Genomic DNA, 24,401 nt, shown 5'->3' with positions numbered 1-24,401 from the left:
AACGCTGACCTTCCAGAGACGAATCTTGAAGTCGTGAATCAGCTATTCAGCCGCTTCCGCAGGCGAGCTCTTCAGCTCCGCGAACTTCGCTGCCATCGTGGGATTGCCCCGCGTCAGCTTCTTGATCGTCACGTCCTGCGCCTTGTCGTTCGCAAGGCGCAGGTTGCGATCCGTACCCATCAACGCATCCTTGGTCTTCTGCAGATGGTCGATGGACTTGTCGATCTCGGCAATTGCCGTCTGGAAGTTTCGAGAGGCGAGATCGTAGTTCTTTGAAAACGCGGTCTTGAACGTCTCTAACTGGCTTTCGAACTGGGTGATGTCGATATTCTGGGCCTTAACCAGCGCCAGCTCAGTCCGGTATTTCAAGGAATTGAGAGAGGCATTCCGCAGTAGCGTGATCATCGGCAGGAAGAACTGCGGCCGGATGACGTACATCTTGGGATAGCGGTGGAAGACGTCGACGATGCCCGTGTTGTAGAGTTCGTTGTCGGGTTCGAGCAAGGAGACCAAGATCGCGTACTCGCAGCCCTTCTCGGTGCGATCGCGGTCAAGCTCCTTTAGGAAATCCTCGTTCCTGCTCTTCGTTGCGGTTCTATCGCTTTCATTCTTCATCTCGAACATGATCGAGATGAACTCGGTGCCGGATTCGTCCGCATCGCGAAAGATGTAGTCGCCCTTGCTGCCGGTCCGGGCGTCGTTGTCTTTCTCGAAATACGCCCGAGGAAACGCCATCGAGCGCACCCGGTTGAACTCGGCCTCGCAGTGCTGTTCGAGGGTCTCGCCGACCATCTTGGTCGACAGGCGGGCCTTCATATCCTTCAGGCGTTCGATCGCGTCATCGCGATCCTTGATCTGGGTTTCGTACTTGTCCTTGAGCGACTGCTCGGACAGCTGCTTTTCAAGCTGGACCTGCTTGATGCCGTTCTTCAGCTCATCGCGCTCCTTCTCGACGGCGCCGACGGCTTCGGTCACGGCGAGCTTCTTCTCCAGCTCGACGGCTTGAAGCTTAGCCTTCAGCTCCTGGATTTCTTTTTCCTTGGCGGCCGTGATCTTGTGCTGCTCGCTGGCCAAAAGCGCCTCAGCAAGCTCCGAGGCCGCCTTCTTCTCGCGCTCGGACTCGGCCAGCGCGTTCGCGAGCCTGTCCCGCTCTTTTTCGACGGCGCTTAGCGCTTCGCTCACCGCGAGCTTCTGCGAAACTCCACTGGCCTCAAGCTTGGACTTCAGCTCCTGGATTTCGGCATCCTTGGCAGCGGCGGTCTTCTGCAGATCGCCGCTGACCTGGGCCTTGGCCAATTCTACGGCGCTCTGCTTGTCGCGCTCGGCCAACTCCAGCCGTTCGTGCAGCTGCTTTTCAAAGTCGCCGTCACGGACCTGCTTCAGGATATCCGCATAACCGGACTCATCGACCTTGAAGGCCTTGGTACAGTGGGGGCAGATGATCTCGTGCATGGTTCCTGCCCGGCTGGGCGTTTCCTGTTTTCGTTGAAAAGCTGGCTGCGGGGCTGACAGAATCGCCCCCGCACATTTGAGAACAAAATTAGAACAAGCCAATCTGGACGGTCAAGCGATACGCATCGCTTCCGGGCATTTTCAGCTGGAAATCCACTGATTTCCCGCTATCGGCAGGTGTGGTCCGCTAACCCAACCGGCAAACAAAGCGGCAAGCCGGCAACCCTAGGTATTCCTTAAGCTCTGCTTCTACTGAGATATTTTGCGACAGAGGAAGCGGCAAATGTGGACGTATCAGCGATGGCCAGAGCCACAGAGGTTTTCTCGGTGCGCACGTCGTAAACCCGCAAATGCGATTGCACGTTTTCACGGCGAGGATGGAATAAGGAAAGGAAAGTCCATTTTCCTTTCCTTACGCGAACAGTAAGGAAAGGATGGCATCCTTAGCCCCTGGTCCGAACTCTGCCTCTCAACCAACGCCAAGCCAGCTCTTTCAACTCAAGCTTTGGCGCGGCTTGGCAAGTCCGGGCCCATTACCTGTCCCTCACAGCAGGCGGCGCAAAATCGCAAATACGAGGTGGTGCGCCTAGCAAGATCACCCCTATATCTTCGATAAGGTAGCGATAACGCCTGATGGCGTATCTGAAAGTTCGTGTTCACCACCCCCTAGAATCCGTGATATGGTTCGCCCATGACCGACAAGCGCAAAGGCTCCAGCATCAATTCTTCCTCCCGCATTTTGGGAGACAAGACTTTTGCGGCCATTTCGGCTGTCGAAGGGTTGAAGCTTGGCAAAGCTTCTAAGGAGCGCCTGTCAGCCCTCAACAAATCGAAGCTGACGCCCGCTCAAAAGCGAGCTGAGGTATTGAGGGCGTACGTTCAGCCCAAAGGCCGCTAACCGAATTGAGCGGCTACGACGTATCCGACGACCCCTATTGCTACAAAGGCACGTCGGTCCTTAAGAACCGAGCCCGCCTCAGGGATGCGAAAACCCTGGATGCGTTTGAACTCGAAATGATGGCGCTGAGGTCGCGAGAGCCCTTGCCTGAGGGGCGCTTCACGCCAACGCATTATAGAAGCATCCACCACCATTTGTTCCAGGACGTTTATACTTGGGCCGGGAAATACCGGACAGTCCGCACGGCAAAGGGCGGGAACTGGTTCTGCTACCCCGAACACATCTCCTCAAGCATGAACCAGCTGTTCAAGAAGCTTGAGCTTCCGGCGCTACAGCGTGGCACAACCGCAGAAGACTTCTTGGATGCAGCCGCGGATTTTTTGGCTGAGCTCAACGCCATTCATGCATTTCGCGAGGGGAACGGCAGATCCCAATTGGCCTTCATGCATCTTTTCAGCCGCCATGTCGGCTACCCGCTCAACTTTGATCGAGTTGACGCCGAAACCTTCATGCCCGCGATGATCGCGAGCTTCCACGGTAAGATCGGTCTGCTCAAAAACGAGCTGCGGAAACTGCTTTGAGCTACTCGCCGGCCTGACGCGCCAGGAGTTTGCGCGCGCGGGCCAAACGGGCCTTCAGGTCTTCCTGAAAGGCGGGGTCTTTGCGCCGGCTCTCGATGTGCTCGCTGATCGCGGCACGAATCACATCCGAAATAGCCCGCTGCTCGACCGATGCGACGGTTTCGAGCGCTTCGGCCTGCTCGTCGGTCAGGCGGATCGTCATGGCTTTCGTGGTTTTCATGCGGGAAATCTGCACCTTAACACCGGGCTTGTCAAGCGCCACAGTATCGTGGTATCTTGGTATCAATCAATGGAGGTACCACGATGACTGAGCATGACGAGACCGGCGCTTCGACAAGCCGCGAGAAGGAGCTGGAAGCCTTCAGGGAGCGCCAGCTGCGTGAGCTGCGGGAGTTTGAGGAGCGCCAGAAACAGGAGCTGGAACAGTTCGAGCGCCATGAGCTGGAAGAGCTAAAGGAGTTCGAGGAGCGTCAGCATCCCTACGAGATCAAGATCGACCGCACCGAGTTCAAGGTGACGGAGCACTTCCTCACGGGCGCCCAACTGCGGGCACTGCCCAATCCGCCCATCGGCCCCGACCGGGACCTGTTCGAGGTCGTGCCGGGCGGCTCCGACGAAAAGATCGCGGACACTCAGAAAGTGAAAATGCGCGACGGCCTGCGCTTTTTCACCGCGCCCGCGCAGATCAATCCGGGCCTCGTCTAAGGAACGACCGCCGTGCTGCCTTCACACGATATGGAATTTCTGAGCGCCAAGGCCCCCGGCCATCAGGTCACGACTGAAGGCGGCGTCATCTGCGTCCTCGTTCCATCGTACCCGCTTCCTAAGGGGTTCGACCAGGAGGCCAGCGACCTGCTGATTCGCCTGGCCCCTGGTTATCCCGATGTACCGCCGGATATGTGGTGGTTCGACCCACCGGTACGCCGAACCGACGGTGTTGTCATTCCAGCTACCGAAGCGCGCGAGGGCCATCTCGGGCGCCAATGGCAGCGCTGGTCGCGGCATTTTACAGCGGGCCAATGGCGCTCAGGCATCGACTCGCTTCAAAGCTACTTCGCCTTGATCAGAAATGAGCTGCTGAAAGCGGCCCCAGGAGCATCATGACAATTACACTGGTCCTGATAGAACCGCTTTTCCAGGAGATCGAGCAGACCGCTAGACTTCCGGTGGAAACCGCGGGCGTGCTGCTTGCGGGTATCGCCCGCGCGCCGAACGGCGACATCCGGCTCCTCGGGCGTGGAATGCGCTGGGTGCCTCAAGACGCCTATCTCGCGCGTGAAGGAGACCATCTCGCGATCGCGTCACAGGGGTACGTGCCTGCCCTTGCCGAAGCCGAGAGCATTGGCGCCATTCCGATTTGGTTTCACACGCATCCTGGCATGGTCGGTCACCCCACACCGAGCATGGCCGACCGCAAAGTCGACCAGGACATCTCCGACCTTTTCCGGTTGCGTTCGGGCTCGGAACTGTACGTCACGCTTATCGCGTCGCCGCGCGACGACGGGATCACGTTTACCGGCGAGGTACATTTCGGCGACGGCGGCAAAGCGCCGATCGATCGCCTTTGGCGCGTCGGCGACAAATGGCAGCTTGTGAATTCTTTCAATTCGAGCGCGCCGCAGATCCCTGCGATCTTTGACCGGAGCGTCCGTGCGTTCGGCACCGATGTCCAGCAAACCCTCGGGGCGTTGCGAGTAGGGGTCGTTGGCTGCGGTGGCACCGGCTCGGCGGTCGCCGAGCAGTTGGTGCGTATCGGCGTGCGGCATCTTACGCTGATCGACGCCGATACGCTGACCGAGAGCAATGTCACCCGTGTCTACGGCTCCACGCCTGCCGCAGTCGGCAAACCAAAGACGGAGATGCTGCAAAGCCATCTGACAGCGATAGCACCCGATCTCGACTGCCATACCGTGCCGGCGATGGTGACCCTTGAGAAAACGGCGCGCGAACTGATCCCGTGCGACGTTGTCTTTGGTTGCACTGATGACAACGCCGGCCGCCTGGTTCTGTCGCGGTTCTCGACCTTCCTGGCTACCCCCGTGATCGATTGCGGCGTGCTGCTGGGCGGCGATGGGGCCTTGGCAAGCATCAATGGCCGCGTAACCACCCTCACCCCAGGCGGCGCCTGCCTCGTCTGCCGCGACCGGATCGACCTTGCGCGCGCGCAAACAGAGCTGCGAACGCCGGAGGAGCGGATACGGCTTGAAAATGAGGGCTATGCGCCCGTCCTGGGAGGCATAGAACCAGCGGTGGTGACCTTCACGACCAGCATCGCTTCAGCCGCCATTAACGAGCTTCTGGAGCGCCTGATCGGGTTTGGACCGAGCCCGAGGCCGACGGAGGTGCTCTTCCGCTGGCACGAGAGGGAAATTTCGACCAACAACGCTAAGCCGCGGCCGGGTCATTATTGCAACCCGGAAAGCCAGAAGATCGGCAAGGGCGATGGCGATCCCTTCCTCGAACAGGCGTGGCCCGGCGCATGAAGATTCGTTGGTGGCAGTGGCGATGGACCGACTGGCTTCCACCGCGCCTGGCGCATTTGCCGCGATGGAAGTGGCTACAGCTCGGCTGGCTTCCTCAGTGGCTAACGGATCAGCCGCCGCTGTACTGCATCGGTCAGGTCGAATCAGCCGATGAGATACCTGAGAAGCTGCCAAGCAATACCGCAGTCGTTGTCGGCGACGCCTCGCGACTGAAATGGATCGCGTTCGATTGCCCCTGCAGAAGCGGCCATCGCATCATGCTGAACCTCGATCGCGGTCGCAGCCCGTTCTGGCAATTATCTACGGTTGAGGGTACTCTGTCGCTTTCGCCGAGCGTGAACTACCATAATGGTCGGCGCAGATGCCATTACTTCATAAAAAACGGAAAAGTTGATTGGATGGGGGATTCATTTGGTGAGCGATAACGGTCAGGAGACCTTGCCGGCGTCCGAAGCCGCACCGCACAAAACCGAGCGTCCACTTACAAAGACGCCAATGTATGCGGCAATGAACGCGGGCCGTTACCAACGGCAGGAACTCATCAAGCAGATAAACGCATCCGAGGGCACAAAGCTCATCTGCTACGTTTCGAGCTTGGAAGCCGAGATTGATCGCAACGACGTCATGGGCTTTGTGGAGATGCTCCACAATATACGCGAAAATTCGGCGATCGATCTGCTTCTCAACACCGGTGGTGGTGACGTCGATGCCTGCGAGAAGCTGGTCAAGCTGATGCTCGCAAAAGCTGGCACGCAGCCCTTCCGGGTGATCGTCCCCGACTTGGCAAAGAGCGCCGGCACCCTGATGGCGCTTGCCGCCAGCAAGATCATCATGAGCAACACCTCCGAGCTTGGCATGATCGATCCGCAGGTCTTCCTTAAGGACTCGCGCGGCAATGACCTGCCCTATTCTGTCATGGGTTATTTGGAGGCTTACGAGGAACACTGCGAGGCGATGCGCAAAAATCCTAACGATCCAATTGCCCTGCTGATGCTCGACAGCTTCGACGCCAGGACGGTTAAGAAGTTCCAGGGCATCCGCGACCGCGTGAGGACGTTTGCCGAGGATATGCTCAAGAGACGTGGCGCGCCGAGTTCGACGATTTCTCAAGCCTTGATGAGCGCCAGCCAATGGAAGACCCACGGTCAGCCGATCGACTTCGCCGATGCGAAGCAACTTGGTCTGCCGATTGAGTATCTCTCGCCGGATGATGCGCGTTGGGGCCAATATTGGCAGCTCTACTGCCTGCTCCGCCTTGAAACCCAAGAAGGCAAAAAGATCTACGAGTCGGCCCACGCCTCGCAAATCGTCTGAACCCCTAGGATATCGGCCGCACGAATTGCATCGTCAGGGGCGCGTGCGCCCTACCGTCATCCCAGCTCATTGTCAGCCAGTTGGTCGAGGCGGGGTACGCGATGATGATTCTTCCCGGCCGATATCGAGCACCGCGCAGAAACGGATACTTGCCCTCATCCAGAGGTTCGAGCATCAACACAAAGCTTAGGCCTAAGATATTCAGCGCCAGCGCTTCGATATCTTCCTGTGCATTTGTGAGCGGCTGCAGCTGGAAGCGCTTATGGTTGAGGGCTCGGTCACCCGTATTCATGGTGCAGTAGAGCCCAGCACCTTCCGGCCAATGACGGGGATCGTCGAGCATGTCCAATAGCGTTGCGTCGCGCGAGAAGGCGCCAGATAGCGGCGCCCTTCCCCTTGCGAGATTCTTCGAGACTGCCGCCGCCTTGGCCGTCTTGAGCAGCCATCTTTCCAGGTCATGCCCCGACACGAGGGCGTGTCGCGATCCCGCATCCACTTCCAGGTACGATTTGAGCGAAGAGAAGAAATACTTGGCGGCATCATCAAGTGGATGAAGAGTGCTGTTGTGCTTAGCGCAAAGACAGTTCGTCCGCAGATTTTGGGGCGCGAGTACCCTCTCTTCGTCCGGCGCGAGCCACGGGAGTCCGCCGACGGAGAAATCGCCGTCGCCCATCAACACGCGGATGACCGACTCCGAAATAATGTGCTCGCCCGAAATAGGGCCGACGCACGAACCAAGGTCGCGCATATAGCATTTGGCGACGCTTGATGCTTGGGGAAGTGCCCTTAACGCAAGGACCGCGGATGGCTTGTACCAGTCCTTGCCATTGAAACAACATGACCGCCCAGGGCGCATTGAACCGCACGGGCACGGGCCATTCAGTACCGCCTCTCTTTTTCGCTTCGCTTCGCCCACTTTTTCAGGGCCTCACACGATTATTGTAAACCGCGATCCAGGCCTCATGCTCGGCCTTGAGATTTTCGACCAGGGCCTTCACGGTCGCGTCGTTAATCGCCTGAGGCTTCCCGTGACTGAACTCGTTCCGGCGCTTGTGAATGTCGCTCAGCAGATCGGCAACAGCCGCAAAACCTTGGTCGCGGAGATCATCGAAATAGGTCGTACCGAAGAATATCCTGTACAGATCGAACAGACGGCTTCCGATTCCGGAATGGCGCTTCAGCTGATCCTCTAGAACGCGCTGTGGAAGCTTCCGCATCGCCGAGCGATGAAGTCTCTCGATCCGGGTCTCAAAGTACCCCCAGAACAGCAGTACGAGGGCCGCTTGCGCAGATGGACGCTCGACATTGGAAGAGTGTGCAAGCGCTTGGAATTCGACAACCGGTCGCTCCCACTCACGCTGAAGCATCTGAAGGTAGATATAGTCCTCATAGCGACCTTCGGCCCCGGCGACGATATAAGCTAACGTTGTTCGACCATCACTGGTTGTTCTCGTCGACGAGAAATCAGCCGGGGCTGCACCGCAGGCAGGGCACGGACCTTCGTGCCGACGGATACCCGGACAATCGCCTCCACACAACATGTAGCCGGACCAGAGACTGAACCAAGATTTCCCTGCTAGCTCGTCGTACCACATCGCATGCCTCCCCAACCGCAGCAGAATAACCCCAGGTACCCGAAAGGCTAAGCAGCTTTTAAGCGCTGGCTCTGCGACTCGCGTTAGGCGAAGCGGGTGCGCTTAGGGACGTACAGGACTTCGAGATGCCGGTCCGCAGGGACGACGGCCAGAAAACCGACCTTGACCGGCCAAGGAGACTGGTCATTCCAGCTGTCATTACGGAGCTGGTGGTCGCGTATGGCACTGTAGACCGACGCCCCCTTGCTGCGAAGATCATCCAACATCTCGCCTACGTCCTTCGCGAACGCCAGGCGGGCCGACATCGCGATATCGTCCACGTCCATCAGATCCCGGAGATAGTCGCAGAATGCAGCCCCGAGCTCCTTGGCCTCTTCACCAAGGTCGGCGTCGATCGTGAACGACGCCGCGTTGACGGTATCCGCAAATCCGACGGCGTCTTCGCCAGAAGCAATGATCTCTGCCTTGACCCGGATCTGATCGGGGTGCTGGTTATCCAGCTGCTTCTGTTTCACGTCCTTGAGGTTATCGAAGAAGCTCAGGACGCTCTCGATGAATTTAGGGTCATCAAAGATATCCGGATCGTCGTAGCCGAGCGCCTTGGCGATCGCGCGACGTGACATCACGTTGATGGGCTGTCCGGATTCAAATCGCTGGACCGTCCGAATGTTGACGGAGGCGTTCGCGGCTAGCGCATCCTGGGAAAGATGCTGAGCGTCCCGGACGCAACGGGCCCAAAAGCCGAGCATTTTAGGGTCAAGCAAGGTGATGTTCATTTCGTTCTCCTGTGACCCAGATCATAGGCCTGGCCCGCCAGGGTCGAACACGGCAGAATGCCGACAGTAGCCGACAACAATCACCCAGGCCCGCCCTGCCATCGCTTAAGCCATTGAATTCTCTTTCATAATGGTGCGCTCCGGTTGACCACCTTAAGTAGCCGGTTATTTTGAGCCAATGGGACGCTCGGTCGGAGGGCGGCCTGAAGACGGGAGCTGGGCTGATGGCCGAACCAAAAATGCCAAACGAATACTGGACCACTGCCGAGGTCATGAAGGGCATCTTCGAGACGAAGACGTGCCTGGCAAAGCCTCACTCGTCCGAGACCTGCCAGGGGAAAATCATCGCCGCGCATACCATTCCGTACAGTCAACTCGCCAAAATCGCGTCTGATGGCCATGTGTATGCCATTGGCGCCACTCTCGCAGACCTTGCCCGATCAGATGGGCAATTCACGATGAAGAAATACGGCATCCGGAATTTCTCGGTCTTGAACTGCTTCTGCGCCACGCATGACAAGAAGATCTTCGCTCACATTGAAGATGATGAGCTTGTCTTTGACAGCCATCAGCTGACACTCCTTCAATATCGAACGCTGGCGTCGGAACTTTATCGGAGGGTGAGCAGCTATCAGTCGACACTGCATCAGATCGAACAGCAGCAATCAAAGAAGCCAAAAGACAAAGAAGCAATAGAGTTTCTCAAAGCTCAGGCTATCAACACGTTTGCCAGCGTTCGAGATATCGGCACAGCTTTCGACGCATGCGCCACGAATCTGTTCGGACAAAAGTACGACCAAGTCAGCGCGCTTGTCGTTCATTTTAAGAAGCTACCCTCAATCATGGCTGTGGGAAGCGTTCTTCCTCTATATGACTACAACGCAAAGCCGTTACAGCTCATCTACGATCTTGAGACCATCGCCGACATTGTTTGCTTCAATATTCTTGCGGCAAAGGACCACGCCGCTGTCATCATGCTCTGGCCCAAAGGGCGGCCCAAGATCGGTCGGCAGTTCGCCGATTCGTTCATTGCCCAAGACTCATTGCAATACAGCGCCTTGGCGATCCAAACGGCGTTCGAATACCTTGAAAATACGTGCGTGAGCATGAGTTGGTGGAACGAGCAGAAGCCCATCATTCACAAGATCCTGTTGAACCGTATGCAGTCAGGCACCAATCCGCTCGAAGCACGCGCAGCCAGCAGCTTAACGTTCAGCGGCGTGAACTTTGACCAGTGGAACTATGACCGCCATGAGTTTCTGAACGCTGATTGAACGAGGCGCATGCTCCAACAGCCGTACGGCGGCGTTTGCGGTTTTGACTATTAGCTAGCCGCTTCGAATTTCGCAGCCTCGACGGACCGGACAAAGCGCAACATCGAAACCACGGTCTCGAAAATGAACCGGGCCTCTTCTTTCTCGATGACCGTATTGTCGTGCGCGAACGAGTGGGAGTTACGCACGTCGTTATAGCTTTGGAAAATGCCGATGCAGTTCTTCAAAATCTGCTTGGTGATCGGCTTCAACTCACGCTCGGCTTCCAGCAATTTGATATAGCGCCCTACCCGGCTATGCAGCGGCTCCTCTTGGCTGGTTGGAGCGCCATGCAGCCTGAGGAGGTGGGCAAACTTCTTCATCGAATAAGTGTGTAGGCGATCGAGAGCGGCCTGGGGTTTGTCCGCTTCAGCATCCCTGCGGATGGCCTGCACCAGCTCCTCGAGCGTCTCGTCGTGCGTGAACGCGACCACGGCATCGATCGCAGGCGTTCCCCCACCGGATTCGATGCGATTGATAATGCCGAAGAGATTAGTTTCCTGCCTTTTGCAGTCCTCTGGGGTCGCCCCGTAAGGCGTAAAGGCAATGGCCTGACGGTAGGCCCACATCGCGCGCAGTGTGCGTGCCACGAGGGACGCGGGCTCGTCCTCTATGAATGTCCGTAGTAGGCGATGCAAACGCCATTCTGTTTGCAGATGAATTCGTAGTGCGCACTTTCATCAACATCCTGAAAGCGACCCCACCTACTGACATCGTAAACGAGGATGTGACCGAAATCCGCGTTACCAGATTGGACGTCCTCAATCAGTTCAATAAGGCCCGGCCTACCCTTGATCCTCAGGCCGCTGCGGCCTTCGTCAACATAGGTTCGAACTATCGTGAGATTCCGTTGCTGGGCATATGCGGCTATGGCAACAGCTTGGTTCTGTATCGAATACCGCTGAAGCTCAGTCGACATTCGGACGTACTGCGCTGCACGCAAAGCCCGGGTACGCTTCTCTAAGTTCGTTCCTCGGCGTATGACGAGCGAGTTTGCCATCGGCGCACGTCCGCATTAATGGCACTTTAGCAAATCTACTTGGCTTGGTCTCTGTCCTCGACGGCAAACACCTCATAGAACTGCCCAGGCATCGACTGGGTGAACAGTATTTCTAGAATTGCAATTTCAGCATACTCGCTGCTGTCACTTCGAACGTTGATTAGATCAACAGCGGTCATACCGTTGCCGGTGTCGAAGTTGGATGCTGGTGCACCTGGCACCCGGATCAAGCCCTGCATGCTGGGACCCTTGGTGCGGATGATGACTTTGATCTCTGTCCTATTTCGCTGGGAGAGGCCCGAAAGCCGTAGATAAATCCGCTGCCACTGATCACCGGCCCCGGATGCGTAGCCCAGGTGCATGGAGCTAGCCATCGGATTGATTGCCGCTGAAGCTGGCGAGAAGATCGCAATCAGACCAATAAGAACGAGCCATGACGTTTGACGCATAGGCGATCATCCGCCTGTCAGTAGGTCAAGAGGCTGGAACGTCAGCCTCTACTGCTGTTTCATTCCAAGTTGCTCTGCGCAAACACTGCCAAGTTGGACGCCAGTGGGAATAGGCCCGTAGTAAAGGCTGCTGTCTTTATCTTCGGTATCGAGACTTTTGATCGTTCCGTTTGGCGCTGCAACGACGTTGACTTTGCAAGCGTACGCTCGCGAATTTCCCGATGCGCTGGACGGACCATCACGAGAGACAGAAACAGAACTCCCACTCGCTAGCTGCCAGCTAAAGGCGGTTTCGCCGCTGTTCATCTTGAAGCTGCTTGCGGGCGGCCCCCACCGCACGACAAGAGCATCAACGTTTTTCCCGACGTACTCTTGGCCTAACTTCGCGCGAACGTCTGCGCCTGTTGCGTAACATCCCCCCAGTGCCACACAGAGCACCGCAATACTCGGCCAACGCATTTCCTCTCCCCCAAAGGCGATATATCCAAACGCAACTGCCGCGCGAGATCAAGGGCTGACGCTATTTTTCGAGATAGGGTGCCGAGGAGGGTTAACCGCCTCCAAGGGCGGCGCGGCCGGGATACCCAGCCTACTCAGACGTTGCCGCCTTTCAAAAAAGAGGGGCCGTATGTAGTCAAGGGCTGGCCGGCACTTTTTCGCTTCGTGCGAACGATCCATCAGGGACCGGACAGCCGCCCCTTTCGCTGCCGCCTCTTGCGAACTTTCCGCGGCGCCCTCCGAAGTGCATTTCGTTGAGACAGGATTTCCGCACGCGGGTTAGGCTCACCGCACAGAAAAACAAAGTCAATTCTGGAGTAGTTCGCATGAATTGATCTATCCGATTCCCACTCCGCGCTAGCCGAATTTGCGATGCTTAGCCTTCCACTGTTTTGCCGCCCACGTTCTCGGCATTGATCAACAGCTGCCGAAATTCGACACCATTCAAAAGTGGCAATGGAGCGCGACGAGTGATTGAGTCCCGTGGCATGTCGAAAGAACAGGCTGCCGCCTACGCAGGTTGCGAGTCAATTTCGGCGTTCAACGACTGGGTCCGACGCGGAATTATGCCGAAGTCGATTCCTGGAACACGCAAATGGGATAGAAAAGCAATCGACGCAGCCCTTGACCGGATGTCCGGTCTCGACTCTAAAATTCGACCGCAGCTGTCACCCTACGACGAATGGAAGGCTTCGCAAAATGCGGATGCGGCTCAGAGGCATCAACAGCTTAACAAAGCGGCTCGCTGACGGGACGGTCAAGACGTACTGGTACGCTTGGAAGGGTGGTCCACGTATCGATGCAGAGCCTGGCACACCGGATTTCATGCGGCTGTATAGTGAGGCAATCGCGGCCAAACCGAACAAGGACGCAGAAACCTTTCGCTCGCTCATCGACTATTTCAAGGACCAGAGCGAATACACAGGTCTTGGCGACAAGAGCAAACGCGCCTACGATCAGTATCTCGCGCTGATCGATGCCCAGTTTGGCGCGATGCCGCTTGGCGCGATTGAGGACAGACGTGCTCGGGGAGACTTCAAGGCATTTCGTAATACGTTCGCGTCCACACCACGTAAGGCAGATTACGTCTGGACGACTATCGCGCGTGTGCTCTCGGTCGCAAAGGACCACGGGAAGATCGGCGTAAACGTCTGCGAACGCGGCGGTAGGCTTTATGAATCCGATCGCTCGGAGATAATCTGGACCGCCGACGACATCCGTGCCTTTTGCGGTGTGGCGTCCATTGAACTTCAGGCCGCTCTCCTGCTTGCACTATGGACAGGCCAGCGCCAGGGAGATCTGCTTCGGCTGACCTGGAGCCACTACGACGGCACCTATATCCGGATGCGTCAGTCAAAGGGACGGGGCAATAAGGGGCGACAGCGCGTAACAATACCGGTCGGACCGCCGCTAAAGGAGGCCCTTGATGCTGCGCTTAAGGAGGAGCGTTCAGCCGTCACCATTTTGGTCAACTCGTTTGGTCGGCCGTGGACGGAGGACGGTTTCCGAACGAGCTGGGACAAGGCATTCAAAAAGACGTCGCTGAAAGACTTACACTTCCATGATTTGCGCGGAACGGCGGTCACCCGGCTTGCGCTGTCGAATTGCTCGGTGCCCGAGATCGCCGCGATTACTGGACACTCCATGGCTACGGTGCAGCAGATACTGGACGCACACTACCTCGGGGGTCGCGTCGAACTCGCGGAATCAGCGATCAAGAAGCTGAGCGCGGTCTACGGATAGAGCAGCAGCGAGGATTTGAGATGTGCACGGTTCCAGGTGAAGGCGTTCACCGGCGCCAAGGCTTCTGCGTGAGAGAGCGCTCCGCTCCGCCGGGAATGCTGCGGGAACGCGTAGCCATCCCGCCAGTCAATTGTTGAGCAGATAGGCACTGTCGACGGGCACGAAAACCGAACAAAAACTCCCAACTGACCTCCCAACTGAAAGGTCCGTTCTGGTGCACAGCTCAGGTAAGTCTTTGATTTATATGGTGGGCGCACCAGGGCTCGAACCTGGGACCCGCTGATTAAGAGTCAGCCCTGGGTTGAGAACAATCAATGACTTACTGGTCGCACCACTGGGCTTATCCGACTGAAAGTGGGCATTCGTCGCACGATCGTAGTGATTGCACTGCCGGATATCCGAACACGCGCTACTCGGACTTTACAGGGGTCAACTGCGACTACCAGCCATCGATCGATAGGTTCAAATCGGGGAGCCGCAACACCCGATCGCTGCGAAATGGAACTCGGGACGCGAGCGGCGCCTTTTCCGGAGTGCCGTCGCCGGTTACGCAAGAGTTGGTGGTTGCCGGGGCTCGCAACACCCGATTCTTGCGTTTGGTCGAGAGTACGATTCCGCGACGGGCTGCGTAGCGTAAGTCTTTCCTCTGGCCGACGGGATCCCAGGTCAGGCTACAGAAACAACGTTATTGCGTGCCGAGCCAGGATATTCCGCAGAGTCTGGAGCACATCAGACAGTGCGACAACATCTCTAGGCGCGCCAAGGCAAATGCGGCTTGCGCCGGGGTCGCCCTTCCCAACCGCGGCCGCAATGCGTGGGATCACAAGTATGCCGCGACCGCGGGCGGCGGCGGCGGCAAATTGATCTGCGGACCACTCCTGAGGCAATGGCAACCATCCGTAGAAGGCCGGAAACTGGAGTTTTGCGGCTTTCGGAAAGATATGCAGGATCACGCGGTAGCGCTCAAGCGCCTGCAGGCGCCGCTCGCGCAGAAGCGTTTCAAGCTGACCGCCGTCGATCAGCCGCACCACCACCTCACTCGGTATCGGAGCCACAAACCAGGCGGAGGCGTGCAGAAGGAGCTCAGTTTGAGCAGTGTAGGCTGCCGGGACCGTCAATGTGCCCAGCCGAAAGGCTGGCGCAAGACATTTGGAGTAGGACGTGACGTAGAAGGAGCGGGTTGGTGCCAACGACGCGATTGGCACAGGACGCTCGGTGAAGAAAAAACCGTAAACGTCATACTCTATTACGATCGAGCTGCTCATCGACTTCGGCGATGCGCTTCCGGCGAGCAAGACTCATGGTGCGAGCCGCGGGACTGTGTAAGGTCGGCATGCACGGATGTACAAATGTCGCTTGCTGTATGCGCAGCTTCGTAATTCTAGGGTGAGGGAATCTCCTCAACTGCTACCCGAGGTCAACGCCGTCCTGCGTGGGTTTCCGGCCCAGCATCTCACCGCGAAAGCTGTAGAGCCAAATCGTGCCCAGGGCATAAAGGGCGGCGATCGCCGCGAAAGCGAACGTGTTTTGAAGCCCTGATGTGCTGAGCAGAGCGCCAGCAAATGTGCCGAGCGCTTCTCCAATACCCATAGCGACAGCGTTAATGCCTAGCAAGGCGAGGTGATCCCTTCCTGGGGTATTCCGTACGAGCAATACAGACAACGATGGCAGGGCGACAATCTCCACAACTGTCAACAATACGACGGCGAGGTAAAGCGTAAACAAGTTCAGAAGGGCTGATAACAGCGCGAAGCACGCCGTGATCAGGACGGCCGATAAGATCAACATGTCGACGTCCTCTGCATGCGCGCGATCGAGCGTCTTCATTAACGGGATCGATGCCCCAACTACCAAGGCTGCATTGAGGGCGGCAATCGTCCAAACAATCTGCGGGCCTGCCAGCAAGCGGCCGAGTACGATCGGTGCAAATGAGAAGATCTGGGCCAAAGCGAACCAAGTAAAGGCAGTTGCAACGAATACCAGACGGAGGTCGGACCGCGTTATGCTGTGCAGCAGTGGCTTCCACCAACTGCCAGGGCGATCCGGAACGTGCAGACCCTTGCCCAACGAGGCATGGCAGAGCAGTCCAGCCAATAACATCACCACGCCGGTGAAGAGAAAAGGAGCGTTTGGTGCGATTTGCACGTACATCAGGCTAGAGAGCAACGGTCCGAGCGTGGCGGCGATATTCGTTCCTACGGCGAACTTCGCCAGCGTCAAACGGACTGATCGATCTTCCACCAGGTGGACCGTAATGAGCCGCAGCAGGAGGCTGCAGGCGCCGTAAGAAGTGCCGACCAAAACCAGTCCGAGCGCGGTTCCGACAGGCGCGGCGCTCTCTGCCACCATTATATGGCCCGCGCCCATCACGAGATAGGCTATCGTCAAACCATAACGGGTGGGCGTGCGATCAAGCAGCGGAGCGAACACGGCACGTGAGGCTCGCCCGGAAGCGGACAGCAGCAGCAAGAGAGTACCGACCTGAGCCGCCGAGAGGGATCGATCGAGAAGATAGAGGCCAAGCGCGGAGAGCGGCGCAAAGTAGCCGTAGTTGTTGAGGAAATTCAGAGCAAATACATTGCAGAATTTTCGCTGTGCGGGTTTCAGTTTCAGCATGGTGGCGCACAGGCTTTTTATTGAACGGCGATGGTGACCGTCATAATCATACGGTCGAGCCGGTCGTCGACTTCGCCAGCGCTTGCCCCGGTGGCAAGCACATGACCAACACGATCGAACGAGTGGCAGACAGGTTTCACGGTATCGCCGACCTTGATCGTCAACTCGGCACCGGCATAGCCGGGCATTTCGGCCAACCGGTCATATCCGGCTATTTGCCGCACCTTGCCAGCGGGCGGAAGGAAATATCGGATGCCGGCCGCGCCGTATCTTTCCGATGAAAGCATCACCAGGCCGGCCTCCGGGCACAGCATCTGGGCGAAGACGCTGCCGTAATACGCGATGCCGGTCACGTACTGGGTCAGGTGCGTAATGTAATCGCCTCCGGGTCGCGAATGAATTTCGCCCATAACGATCTCACCGGTATCGCAAACCCAGAATTCCGCATGGAATATGCCGAAAGTCAGCCCGACGGCGTGAACGGCGCCCTGCACAAGGCTGATCGCGCGCTCACTCAGGGAAGGTGCGAGATCTGCCGGCGCGACATGGCCGCACTCGACGAAATTGCGATCACCGATCAGGAATTTTCGGGTCAGACTCAAGACCATTGGCAAGCGACGGACACACACCCCTTCCGCGCTGAACTCTCGCCCCTGGACAAACGATTCGAGCAGGAATGGTCGCTCGGCCGACGGCCTAACCTGCGCCAACGCAACGGCAACAGACGTCGCACTATCCAGCAGAAAGACGCTCTCACTGCCGTAACCGGTCATCGGCTTGAGAATAAGCCTGCGATACCGGCGCGAGAGCTCGGCGAACGCTCGATCGACCGCCTCGCCTGATCGGCACACCACCATTTCCGGCTGCGCAAACCCGGCTGCCCGCAACGTTTCGCGGCAAACCGACTTATTGGTGGTGCACTCATGCGCACGTTCACCCGGGCCCCTGAATCCAAAGCGGCGAACAAGTCCGGCGATCGCCGGCTGCGCTTTCTCTTTGAAGCTGAATACTCCTGCAAGGAGCTCACGCCGGGGATAGGTACTGACCCAGTCGAGGCAGGCGCTCACATCCTCGAAATCGAGCGGATGGGCCTCATCGGCGAAATCCGACAGCTGACCGGCCGGCTCAAGACGCTCGGGCCTGTCCGTCAACACCACCCGCAGGCCTTGCGCGCGCGCCTGATCATAAACGTGGCGGGACTGAATCGAGCTTACTCCACCCAAGACCAGCAATTCTTTCTGCATTGTCACCGGATCTATCCATTGTTATCGCCACACCTTGATGCGCCAGCCATCTGAGCAGGCCTGGCGTCATCCGGGGCGTGATGATGTTTTCAGGGTAATGCAATCCGCTAACGGCGTTTCCGGCGCTGATCAGGCAGTTGATCAGGAAGATCACTGGCAAGCAGGTAGCAAGAGCCATCGAGCGTATATCGGGGCGGTCGGTGAAATTAAGCCGCAAGCTGTGCATGTGCCGTCGTCCGTGCCGAAGCCCGGCGAGATCGATTGCTAGAAGCGTCACTGTCTGTTCGCCTTCGGCCAGGCCAAGAGTCCGCTGAGCGGCGCGTTCGAAAAGCTGCTTTGAGGTGAGCCCGGTATCTCTATCTACGGCATCCTCGGCCAGGACGCCGAGATGGTGTAGCAACGCGACCACTTCGGCATGTCCCGTCCAACGCAACGTGCGTTGGTCGACATTGGCTCCCGGCCGAGACAATTTCGGATATTCCGATAGCCTCGGTTGCATCCCGTCATGCCAGTGCTCAAGAACTCCGATGTCGGGCCAGGCGAGCTGCTGAACATCGGAAAAGCGCGGAACGACGCAGAGGGCGCCATCGCGGATGCAATAGGCGTCGCGCTTCGCGAGCGGGAGGTGGGAAGTTCCGAAGAGCCTTTTGTAGCCGAGAGGATTGGCCGGGCGTGGCACCACAATCCCACCGCAGCACATACGAAGGGATTGCACCTCCTGAGTGGATTCCAGCAAATAGCAGGCCAGGATCTCCGTCAGCCCCGGCTCCAGCCCGCAGGGCAGAACCACCGCAAGAGTCGGAGCTTGGATCAGCGCCTGCTGCACGCGTGGCATGTCCTTGTTAGCGGGCCGACTGATGCTCACAAGCAAGCCACGTGCAGCGCGGCCCGCCAGGCTCTCGATCACGCCGAGCGTTACCGGCCACGTGGCGGCACAGATTACGACGGGTGCGAGGCCTGCGTGCTGCGGCTGGTCGGTGCACAAGATCTCGCATCTCCACGCGTCTCGCGCAGCTGTGAGCGCGCTCATATCGCGATCGATGAGACGGACCGTCCACCGCGGAAACGCTTCGCGCAGGAGCGCCGCCATTCCCCTGCCCATCGTACCAGCGCCTATGACGTCAGCCTGCATGTTTCACTCGCGGGCGAAGACCGGGGTGATCGTCTTCGATACCCAATCGAGATGCTTTGTGAGCAGTGCTTGGCTCGGCGCGGTGCTGATCACCGCGATCAGACGTTGAAGACGGAAATCGTTTGGCGGAAGCACAATGTGTGTACCGACCGATGTTTCGACGATCGCCTGCTCAACCCAAGGGTGATCGAGAACCGCCTCAAGGCCATGGTAGCCGAGCAGCCGCCCCTCCTGTTGGGCCAAGACGTAATGGATCCCTGCCACGCGCTGCGGCGCGGGCGGGGGGAGAGGCACCGTGCCCACTGCAATGCGAGCAAGGTTTTCGTAAAAGTCATATTGCAACGCAAGCGGGACAAGATGCGACGCGATGTAATCCCCGCCCGGCCGGGCAGCGACCTCAATGACCGTGAACTGCGGGCCGTCGTACTTGCCTTCGAGGTGGAAGGATGCATTGTCAAGACGCAGCGCCAGCACGCAGTCTTTGGCCTTTTCTTCAATCATGCCGCGCATCTCACCGTCGAGGTCGGCAGGGAAGATATGCCGCACCTCTAGGCAATAAGGATCCGAGGTGAGCTTGTGCGTGATCCCGACAACGGTGACTTCACCGTGGGAGACGTATCCTTCCACACTCACTTCCTGCCCGGCGATATAACGTTCGGCCAGGAACGTGAGCGTTTCCCGGCGCAAGGTCGGGTCGTACGTCGGATTTCCGATCTTCTTGCTACTGGAATGAAAGACATCCAGGTCGGCAGACTCGCGAATGAGATAAATTCCGGTGCTGCCCGAGGCATTCAACGGCTTGACGATGACGGGGAGCCCCGCCACACCGATGAACTCTTCCAGATCGCTATCATTGTGCAAAAGGCGGTGCGTGACGCCGGAAACCGACTGGGTTCGCTCGCGCAGTATCGATTTGTCCCGCACCCCAGACACGGATGCCCGCGGCAACCCGGGCAGCCGCAATTTCGCGGCAACGATGGCGCAGGCTTCGACAGCAGTTTCCGTAAAGCAGACCACACCGGCGATTTGGATAGAGTTTCTGAACTCCTCGACCGCGCTCTCAAGCGAGTCAAGGCTCGCCGGATTGCATTGACGCCACTCGTCGACGTAGCTGGCAAGTTCCGGGGGCAGCGGCTGACCAAGCACGGCAACGCGGTAACCGAGCCGATGCGCCGCTTCGAATGCACGAATGCTTTCTCGTATGAGTCGGCGATAATTGATATAGAGTAGAAACTCCGTCATGCAGCCCAGCCTCCAATGTCAAAGGATCGCCCGGCGGGAACCCACTGCAAGGCGCGGTTCAGACATGGCGTTTCTCGGCTCCCGAGGCGCGCTAGGACTGCGGTGCACAGCTCAGGCATCACAGGCCAGGCAAGCGTCGCCCACAGCCGCAGGCCCACAAGACTGAGAGCGCAAGCGGCGCGCTCGATGCCCGGATGATAGCGAGAGTGCAGCGATTCTACTGCAAACCTGTCAAGATCGCGAAGCAAGCGATCGATTAACTCTGCGATCTGCCGCGGCTCGAAACCTTCGACCGAGAATAGCCGCCCGCCCTCATGCCGGCGCTCGCAAAGCTGCTGATAAAATGCGCGATGCAGGCGCTCCCAAGTGCCGGGCTCCGGCACTGTCCCGCGGTGATGCGTTTCGACCGCGTTGCTGATAATCTGAATGACGGATGCGAGTCGTCTGCGGCGCCGTTCGATCCAATCGAACGCTTCACCAAGGCTAAAGCTCGTCGCGGCAACCGCAGGACGCGTATGGCAAACATATAAGCGCAGCCAGTCGGCGGGAATTCCCCGGCGAATGAGATCATCAGCATATATGACATGGCCCCGAGAGGTGGAGAGCTTGTAGCCGTCAAGTTGGTAGAATTCGTTGGCAAAAAACCCCACGATGCGAAATCTGCTGGCATCAAAAAGGTGCAGCAAAATCGGAAAGATGATGCAGCGCAGATACGCGTTGTCGGAGCCAAAGAACAGCGCAAGCTCTACTTCGCCCGAGCCGAGTTCCGCACTGGAGGCGAGCATATCCTGTGCCGTCAAGAAGCGGGGGACGAGCTCAACAGCCGAATAGAGCTTCAGGTCCTCTTGCCCGCGGAACGGGAGAGCGACTCCCTCCGATGAAGAGATTCCGAGTGGAATGTTCGGTAGCTTGTGCTGCAGCACCTTGGCGACGAAATCCGGCATTTTGCCGACGTAGGCCCCCGACATCAGGAGCCGCTCGAGCACGACCCGATGCGGCTCTAGTGGCACGAACATGCGCTTTAGCGGGCGCCATGCTGCTGCGCGGTCGCAGTGATTGCACACCGGATCCACCAGTTCTTCATCAGGCACAAACAGCCCGCAGTTCTCACATTCCGAGCTTATTTTTTCGCCGCAGTGCGGACACAAGCCTCGCACGTTTGCTTCAAACAGGTATCCGTGCCCATGCTCACAGTACGGAACGCGAGTGGTTTTCTCGATCAGATGGCCGCAGGCGTCCAGGGCGCTCAAGAACTCGCGCGCGATCTCTTCGAACCGCGGAAGCTCATCCAGCGTCGCGAACACATCGAAATCTATTTTCAGCAGACGGTAATTGGCGAGGAAATCATCCGAGTACATTCGCGACGTTTCACGATAGCTTCGCCCTTCGCGCGCAGCGGTTATCCCCACATGCGTCTGAAAGCCCAATGAGCCACAAAGCTGGTAACAATCGAACCCGAGTGTCCGTTGCGCCCGGGTAAATATGTCAGCAGCGACGACCGGCCCGGCCAGATGGCCGAGATGCATGCGTCCATTGGGTGTCGTAAAGCTTGGCAGAACCACGCGCAGACGGCGCTCGCTTTTCGGTGCCTTGACCCGTTCGTCAATGGTCTGCCGGTCCTCCCACCACACATTTCCCATCACAAGGGTTTCTGCTCCTGTGTTCTTTATAAGATGGGCAGCGAACGGCGGCATCAGTATCATGTCTCCGGGGGTGAGCTGCTCCGTGGAAAGCGTTCCGTCACCATAGGTAACCTCGCCGACGCCGGAGAACACGAACAGCATCTCGTGATCGGCATGGCAGTCAAAGCTTGTGGACTCGCCTCTCTCGAGAGAGAACTTCGATGCGTTGAAGTGGCGGGTAGCCACGTTGTCGCGCAGCTTTTTCATCGCTCCTCTCGCAATTCGGCCACACGCGAAAGCATTGAGCGGTTCGAGTTCAGCGGATAGAACTCCTTTCCCATGATGCTGTTGATGATGGTTGCGTTGCGGTACGCGACGAGAGACAGATTCGGGTTTTGTAAACCGTGCTGGATGCGTGTTCTGTTCTGGAGGTAGATCTTGCCTGGTAGGGCAATCCGACTCTCCAGTGAACAATCTGCTCTGATCTTGGGCAAACCATTCTCAGTGCAGGCGAGCTGCATGATCCGGTCAAGAAATGGCGCAGTGTTTGACACAAAACCAGTGGCAAGGATCACACGATCGACCGCCACCCTGCGCGTTACTGCTGTCTCGGTACACTTGAGGACAGCTTCGAAAGCCGCATCGTTCTGCCGCAGGCTGTCAAGGCGAGCACTGACAACCAGCTGGACGCCGGCGTTCTTGTTCTCGACGAAGCGGTGTTCATATATTTGGGAGAATAGCTGATTTGCGAGATCCCGCGACACTCCATCGCTGCTCAGCCTCTTGGCCTGCACCCATTCTCGTCGACGCGAGAGGGCCTTAGTTTGGAAGTGGCGCAAATAGGCGGGCGTGTAGAACTCGTTCGTGAATGCGCAATCATCCATTGGTTCGAGGTTATCGTAGAGGGTAACCCAAAGTATCTGCTTCAGGGGTGGGCCGGAGAGCAACTGTTCCATCACCTCGCTGCCGCTTTGCCCGGCACCCACGAGCAAGACCCGTTCTCCCGCGGCTAGCGGCGGTCTATTTAGATACTCTGCTACGTGATAGACACGTTCGCCTAACAACGGCCGCGCGCAATCCGGGACGTCAGGACAGATTCCGAGCCCAAGCACGACGTGTTGAGCGCGACATTCCGTCTGGCTTGTCAAGACGCGGAAATGTGTGGTTTCGGAGCACACGTCCAGTACTTTTTGTCCAAATCTGAGATACGGAAGCTGATCTGCAACCCAGGCGTAATACTGACCAAACTCATTGCGGGAGACCCCGCCGGACCGTCGATTGACGAACGCATGGAGTCGTCCGGTCTGAAGCAGAAAATTGAGAAATGAGAACGGACTGGTTGGATCTACGAGCGACACACAATCTTTGAGATGTGACACTTGTAACCTGGCGCTGGAAAAGGCCATGCCGGCGTGCCAGGAAAAACCGGGCTTATCTTCAAAAAACACACACCGCAGGCCCGTCGGCTTTACGAGAGCGGCAAGGCTGAGATTGAAGGGACCAATTCCGATACCAACCACGTCATACATGCAACCCGCCGAACTGTTTTTTTGCGGCGAACGGAACGCACGTCCGGTGCCTTAAGCAAATGAGTCAAGCCTGCACTGAGATCGCTCGTGCCTCGGCGCTAGCGTCAGCCGTTTCTTCGCGTTCATCCGAAGGGGACCGAGTCCCGCTGTACCTAGCAAGTCGCGAACCTTCAGTTTGCCGAAAACACCGCCTTCCGAACGCGGTGACATCTCCTGAGCGCTGCGGTTTCAGTCGGCAGCCGTTTCCACCGTGCAGATAACCTTGTCGTCGGGTTAGGCTCGATCAAACGTATTCGTCACACATCCAGTTCCCCACGTCGAAGAAAGCGAGTTTGACAGCGTTTCCTGAACCCGCCGCGCCGAGCATGCCCGATCTCGCCGAGGACACTAAGCTTGTTTCGTTGACGAAGCGGCATTTTTTTGGCTCGTTCATGGCGCCCAAACAATCCCGTTCCGGACGATCATCACCTTGCCTCGATACGCCTGCTGTTTCAGTCCGTCACCTCTGAGGTTTGATAGTTGCTCGGTGCTTGGACGGATTGGCTTTGCTCTTCGAAGGCAGGTGTCAAGTTCTTTTGGGCCGCGAAGGAGATCGGAGGCGAGCCGACGCAGTTGACCATCGCTGGTCGACCGGCGTAGACGACAAGTGGAATGCACCCTTAGCTCAGCTGGATAGAGCGCCCTCCGATACGTTCGAATCGTGTCGAGTGCGCCATCACTCTCGATGGCGAGTCAGGCAAACGCATCTGGGCTTTGCGCATTGGCGGCCGCTGACCGCCGACAAATGATGCACGAATTGGCAGCAGCCGTGCCAGGCGCATCATCGGGCAGCCAGCATGGCGATGGTTCAGCTTAGCCCCGCCACGAAGGCTTACGGGCAACCATCCCACTCGGCCCTTTTCGATCACGCCTGA

General features: G+C 57.8%; 24 protein-coding genes and 1 tRNA gene. 9 read left to right on the top strand and 16 right to left on the bottom strand.

The window, feature by feature from the left end; all coding sequences use genetic code 11:
• Window positions 1-42 precede the first annotated feature (42 nt).
• On the bottom strand, window positions 43-1,452 hold the full coding sequence (locus ACM42_RS11790) for a DUF2130 domain-containing protein (protein ID WP_271528078.1): 1,410 nt from the start codon (window positions 1,450-1,452) through the stop codon (window positions 43-45).
• A gap of 691 nt (window positions 1,453-2,143) precedes the next feature.
• Here ACM42_RS11790 and ACM42_RS11785 point away from each other — a divergent pair.
• Together ACM42_RS11785 and ACM42_RS11780 are read left to right on the top strand one after the other, a co-directional pair.
• Entirely contained in the window at window positions 2,144-2,350 is a 207-nt protein-coding gene (locus tag ACM42_RS11785) for a hypothetical protein (RefSeq protein ID WP_271528077.1), read from the top strand.
• A gap of 5 nt (window positions 2,351-2,355) precedes the next feature.
• A complete protein-coding gene (locus ACM42_RS11780) occupies window positions 2,356-2,931 on the top strand; it encodes a Fic/DOC family protein (RefSeq protein WP_271528076.1) in 576 nt (191 codons plus the stop codon).
• A gap of 1 nt (window position 2,932) precedes the next feature.
• On the opposite strand, the gene ACM42_RS11775 is transcribed toward ACM42_RS11780, so the two are convergent.
• Entirely contained in the window at window positions 2,933-3,151 is a 219-nt protein-coding gene (locus tag ACM42_RS11775) for a DUF6290 family protein (protein ID WP_247439684.1), read from the bottom strand.
• A gap of 83 nt (window positions 3,152-3,234) precedes the next feature.
• Here ACM42_RS11775 and ACM42_RS11770 point away from each other — a divergent pair, with 83 nt between their 5' ends.
• From ACM42_RS11770 to ACM42_RS11750, 5 genes are read left to right on the top strand one after another with little or no spacing between them, the layout of a single operon-like run.
• Complete coding sequence (locus ACM42_RS11770) at window positions 3,235-3,636, top strand: multiubiquitin domain-containing protein (protein ID WP_271528075.1); 402 nt, start codon at window positions 3,235-3,237, stop codon at window positions 3,634-3,636.
• Between the two features lie 12 nt (window positions 3,637-3,648).
• Window positions 3,649-4,035 (top strand): E2/UBC family protein, encoded by a 387-nt coding sequence (locus tag ACM42_RS11765; RefSeq protein WP_271528074.1) that lies wholly within the window; start codon window positions 3,649-3,651, stop codon window positions 4,033-4,035.
• On the top strand, window positions 4,032-5,414 hold the full coding sequence (locus ACM42_RS11760; RefSeq protein ID WP_271528073.1) for a ThiF family adenylyltransferase: 1,383 nt from the start codon (window positions 4,032-4,034) through the stop codon (window positions 5,412-5,414). Before ACM42_RS11765 ends, ACM42_RS11760 begins: the two co-directional genes overlap by 4 nt.
• On the top strand, window positions 5,411-5,839 hold the full coding sequence (locus ACM42_RS11755) for a DUF6527 family protein (RefSeq protein WP_271528072.1): 429 nt from the start codon (window positions 5,411-5,413) through the stop codon (window positions 5,837-5,839). Before ACM42_RS11760 ends, ACM42_RS11755 begins: the two co-directional genes overlap by 4 nt.
• Window positions 5,829-6,728, top strand: coding sequence for an SDH family Clp fold serine proteinase (locus ACM42_RS11750; RefSeq protein ID WP_271528071.1), 900 nt, complete (start codon window positions 5,829-5,831; stop codon window positions 6,726-6,728). Before ACM42_RS11755 ends, ACM42_RS11750 begins: the two co-directional genes overlap by 11 nt.
• A gap of 4 nt (window positions 6,729-6,732) precedes the next feature.
• Here the strand turns inward: ACM42_RS11750 and ACM42_RS11745 are convergent, their stop codons facing one another.
• The 3 genes from ACM42_RS11745 to ACM42_RS11735 form a co-directional block, all read right to left on the bottom strand.
• A complete protein-coding gene (locus ACM42_RS11745; RefSeq protein ID WP_271528070.1) occupies window positions 6,733-7,476 on the bottom strand; it encodes a hypothetical protein in 744 nt (247 codons plus the stop codon).
• Window positions 7,477-7,648: 172 nt separating this feature from the next.
• The gene (locus ACM42_RS11740; protein WP_271528069.1) at window positions 7,649-8,323 is read right to left on the bottom strand and encodes a hypothetical protein; all 675 of its coding nucleotides are present in this window, start codon (window positions 8,321-8,323) and stop codon (window positions 7,649-7,651) included.
• Window positions 8,324-8,406: 83 nt separating this feature from the next.
• Window positions 8,407-9,099 (bottom strand): helix-turn-helix domain-containing protein, encoded by a 693-nt coding sequence (locus ACM42_RS11735; RefSeq protein WP_271528068.1) that lies wholly within the window; start codon window positions 9,097-9,099, stop codon window positions 8,407-8,409.
• 224 nt (window positions 9,100-9,323) lie between these two features.
• Here ACM42_RS11735 and ACM42_RS11730 point away from each other — a divergent pair, with 224 nt between their 5' ends.
• Window positions 9,324-10,373 (top strand): hypothetical protein, encoded by a 1,050-nt coding sequence (locus tag ACM42_RS11730; protein ID WP_271528067.1) that lies wholly within the window; start codon window positions 9,324-9,326, stop codon window positions 10,371-10,373.
• 50 nt (window positions 10,374-10,423) lie between these two features.
• Here the strand turns inward: ACM42_RS11730 and ACM42_RS11725 are convergent, their stop codons facing one another.
• From ACM42_RS11725 to ACM42_RS11715, 3 genes are all read right to left on the bottom strand, one after another.
• Window positions 10,424-11,002 (bottom strand): abortive infection family protein, encoded by a 579-nt coding sequence (locus tag ACM42_RS11725; RefSeq protein ID WP_271528066.1) that lies wholly within the window; start codon window positions 11,000-11,002, stop codon window positions 10,424-10,426.
• A gap of 20 nt (window positions 11,003-11,022) precedes the next feature.
• The gene (locus tag ACM42_RS11720; RefSeq protein ID WP_442868924.1) at window positions 11,023-11,331 is read right to left on the bottom strand and encodes a recombinase family protein; all 309 of its coding nucleotides are present in this window, start codon (window positions 11,329-11,331) and stop codon (window positions 11,023-11,025) included.
• A gap of 116 nt (window positions 11,332-11,447) precedes the next feature.
• Window positions 11,448-11,861, bottom strand: a complete 414-nt coding sequence (locus ACM42_RS11715; protein ID WP_271528065.1) for a hypothetical protein — start codon at window positions 11,859-11,861, stop codon at window positions 11,448-11,450.
• Window positions 11,862-13,058: 1,197 nt separating this feature from the next.
• On the opposite strand from ACM42_RS11715, the gene ACM42_RS11710 reads away from it, so the two are divergent.
• Complete coding sequence (locus tag ACM42_RS11710; RefSeq protein WP_271528064.1) at window positions 13,059-14,102, top strand: tyrosine-type recombinase/integrase; 1,044 nt, start codon at window positions 13,059-13,061, stop codon at window positions 14,100-14,102.
• A gap of 245 nt (window positions 14,103-14,347) precedes the next feature.
• Here the strand turns inward: ACM42_RS11710 and ACM42_RS11705 are convergent.
• From ACM42_RS11705 to ACM42_RS11670, 8 genes are all read right to left on the bottom strand, one after another.
• A tRNA-Ser gene (locus ACM42_RS11705) sits at window positions 14,348-14,448 on the bottom strand.
• Window positions 14,449-14,773: 325 nt separating this feature from the next.
• Window positions 14,774-15,367, bottom strand: coding sequence for a hypothetical protein (locus ACM42_RS11700; RefSeq protein ID WP_333921682.1), 594 nt, complete (start codon window positions 15,365-15,367; stop codon window positions 14,774-14,776).
• 142 nt (window positions 15,368-15,509) lie between these two features.
• The gene (locus tag ACM42_RS11695) at window positions 15,510-16,718 is read right to left on the bottom strand and encodes an MFS transporter (RefSeq protein ID WP_271528063.1); all 1,209 of its coding nucleotides are present in this window, start codon (window positions 16,716-16,718) and stop codon (window positions 15,510-15,512) included.
• Window positions 16,719-16,735: 17 nt separating this feature from the next.
• Complete coding sequence (locus ACM42_RS11690) at window positions 16,736-17,962, bottom strand: ATP-grasp domain-containing protein (protein ID WP_271528131.1); 1,227 nt, start codon at window positions 17,960-17,962, stop codon at window positions 16,736-16,738.
• Window positions 17,901-19,094, bottom strand: a complete 1,194-nt coding sequence (locus tag ACM42_RS11685) for a saccharopine dehydrogenase C-terminal domain-containing protein (RefSeq protein WP_271528062.1) — start codon at window positions 19,092-19,094, stop codon at window positions 17,901-17,903. The genes ACM42_RS11690 and ACM42_RS11685 overlap by 62 nt, the downstream gene beginning before the upstream one ends.
• A gap of 3 nt (window positions 19,095-19,097) precedes the next feature.
• Window positions 19,098-20,336: an ATP-grasp domain-containing protein gene (locus ACM42_RS11680; RefSeq protein ID WP_128948140.1), complete on the bottom strand. Its 1,239-nt coding sequence runs from the start codon at window positions 20,334-20,336 to the stop codon at window positions 19,098-19,100.
• A complete protein-coding gene (locus ACM42_RS11675) occupies window positions 20,333-22,225 on the bottom strand; it encodes a class I tRNA ligase family protein (RefSeq protein ID WP_128948141.1) in 1,893 nt (630 codons plus the stop codon). Before ACM42_RS11675 ends, ACM42_RS11680 begins: the two co-directional genes overlap by 4 nt.
• Window positions 22,222-23,487: a lysine N(6)-hydroxylase/L-ornithine N(5)-oxygenase family protein gene (locus ACM42_RS11670; RefSeq protein WP_271528061.1), complete on the bottom strand. Its 1,266-nt coding sequence runs from the start codon at window positions 23,485-23,487 to the stop codon at window positions 22,222-22,224. The genes ACM42_RS11675 and ACM42_RS11670 overlap by 4 nt, the downstream gene beginning before the upstream one ends.
• Window positions 23,488-24,401 lie beyond the last annotated feature (914 nt).

The organism is Bradyrhizobium sp. CCBAU 25338 (assembly GCF_028128965.1).
GTDB classification, from domain to species: domain Bacteria; phylum Pseudomonadota; class Alphaproteobacteria; order Rhizobiales; family Xanthobacteraceae; genus Bradyrhizobium; species Bradyrhizobium liaoningense.
Note: the sequence above shows the minus strand (reverse complement) of the source record. Positions and strands in the feature narration are given on the sequence as shown.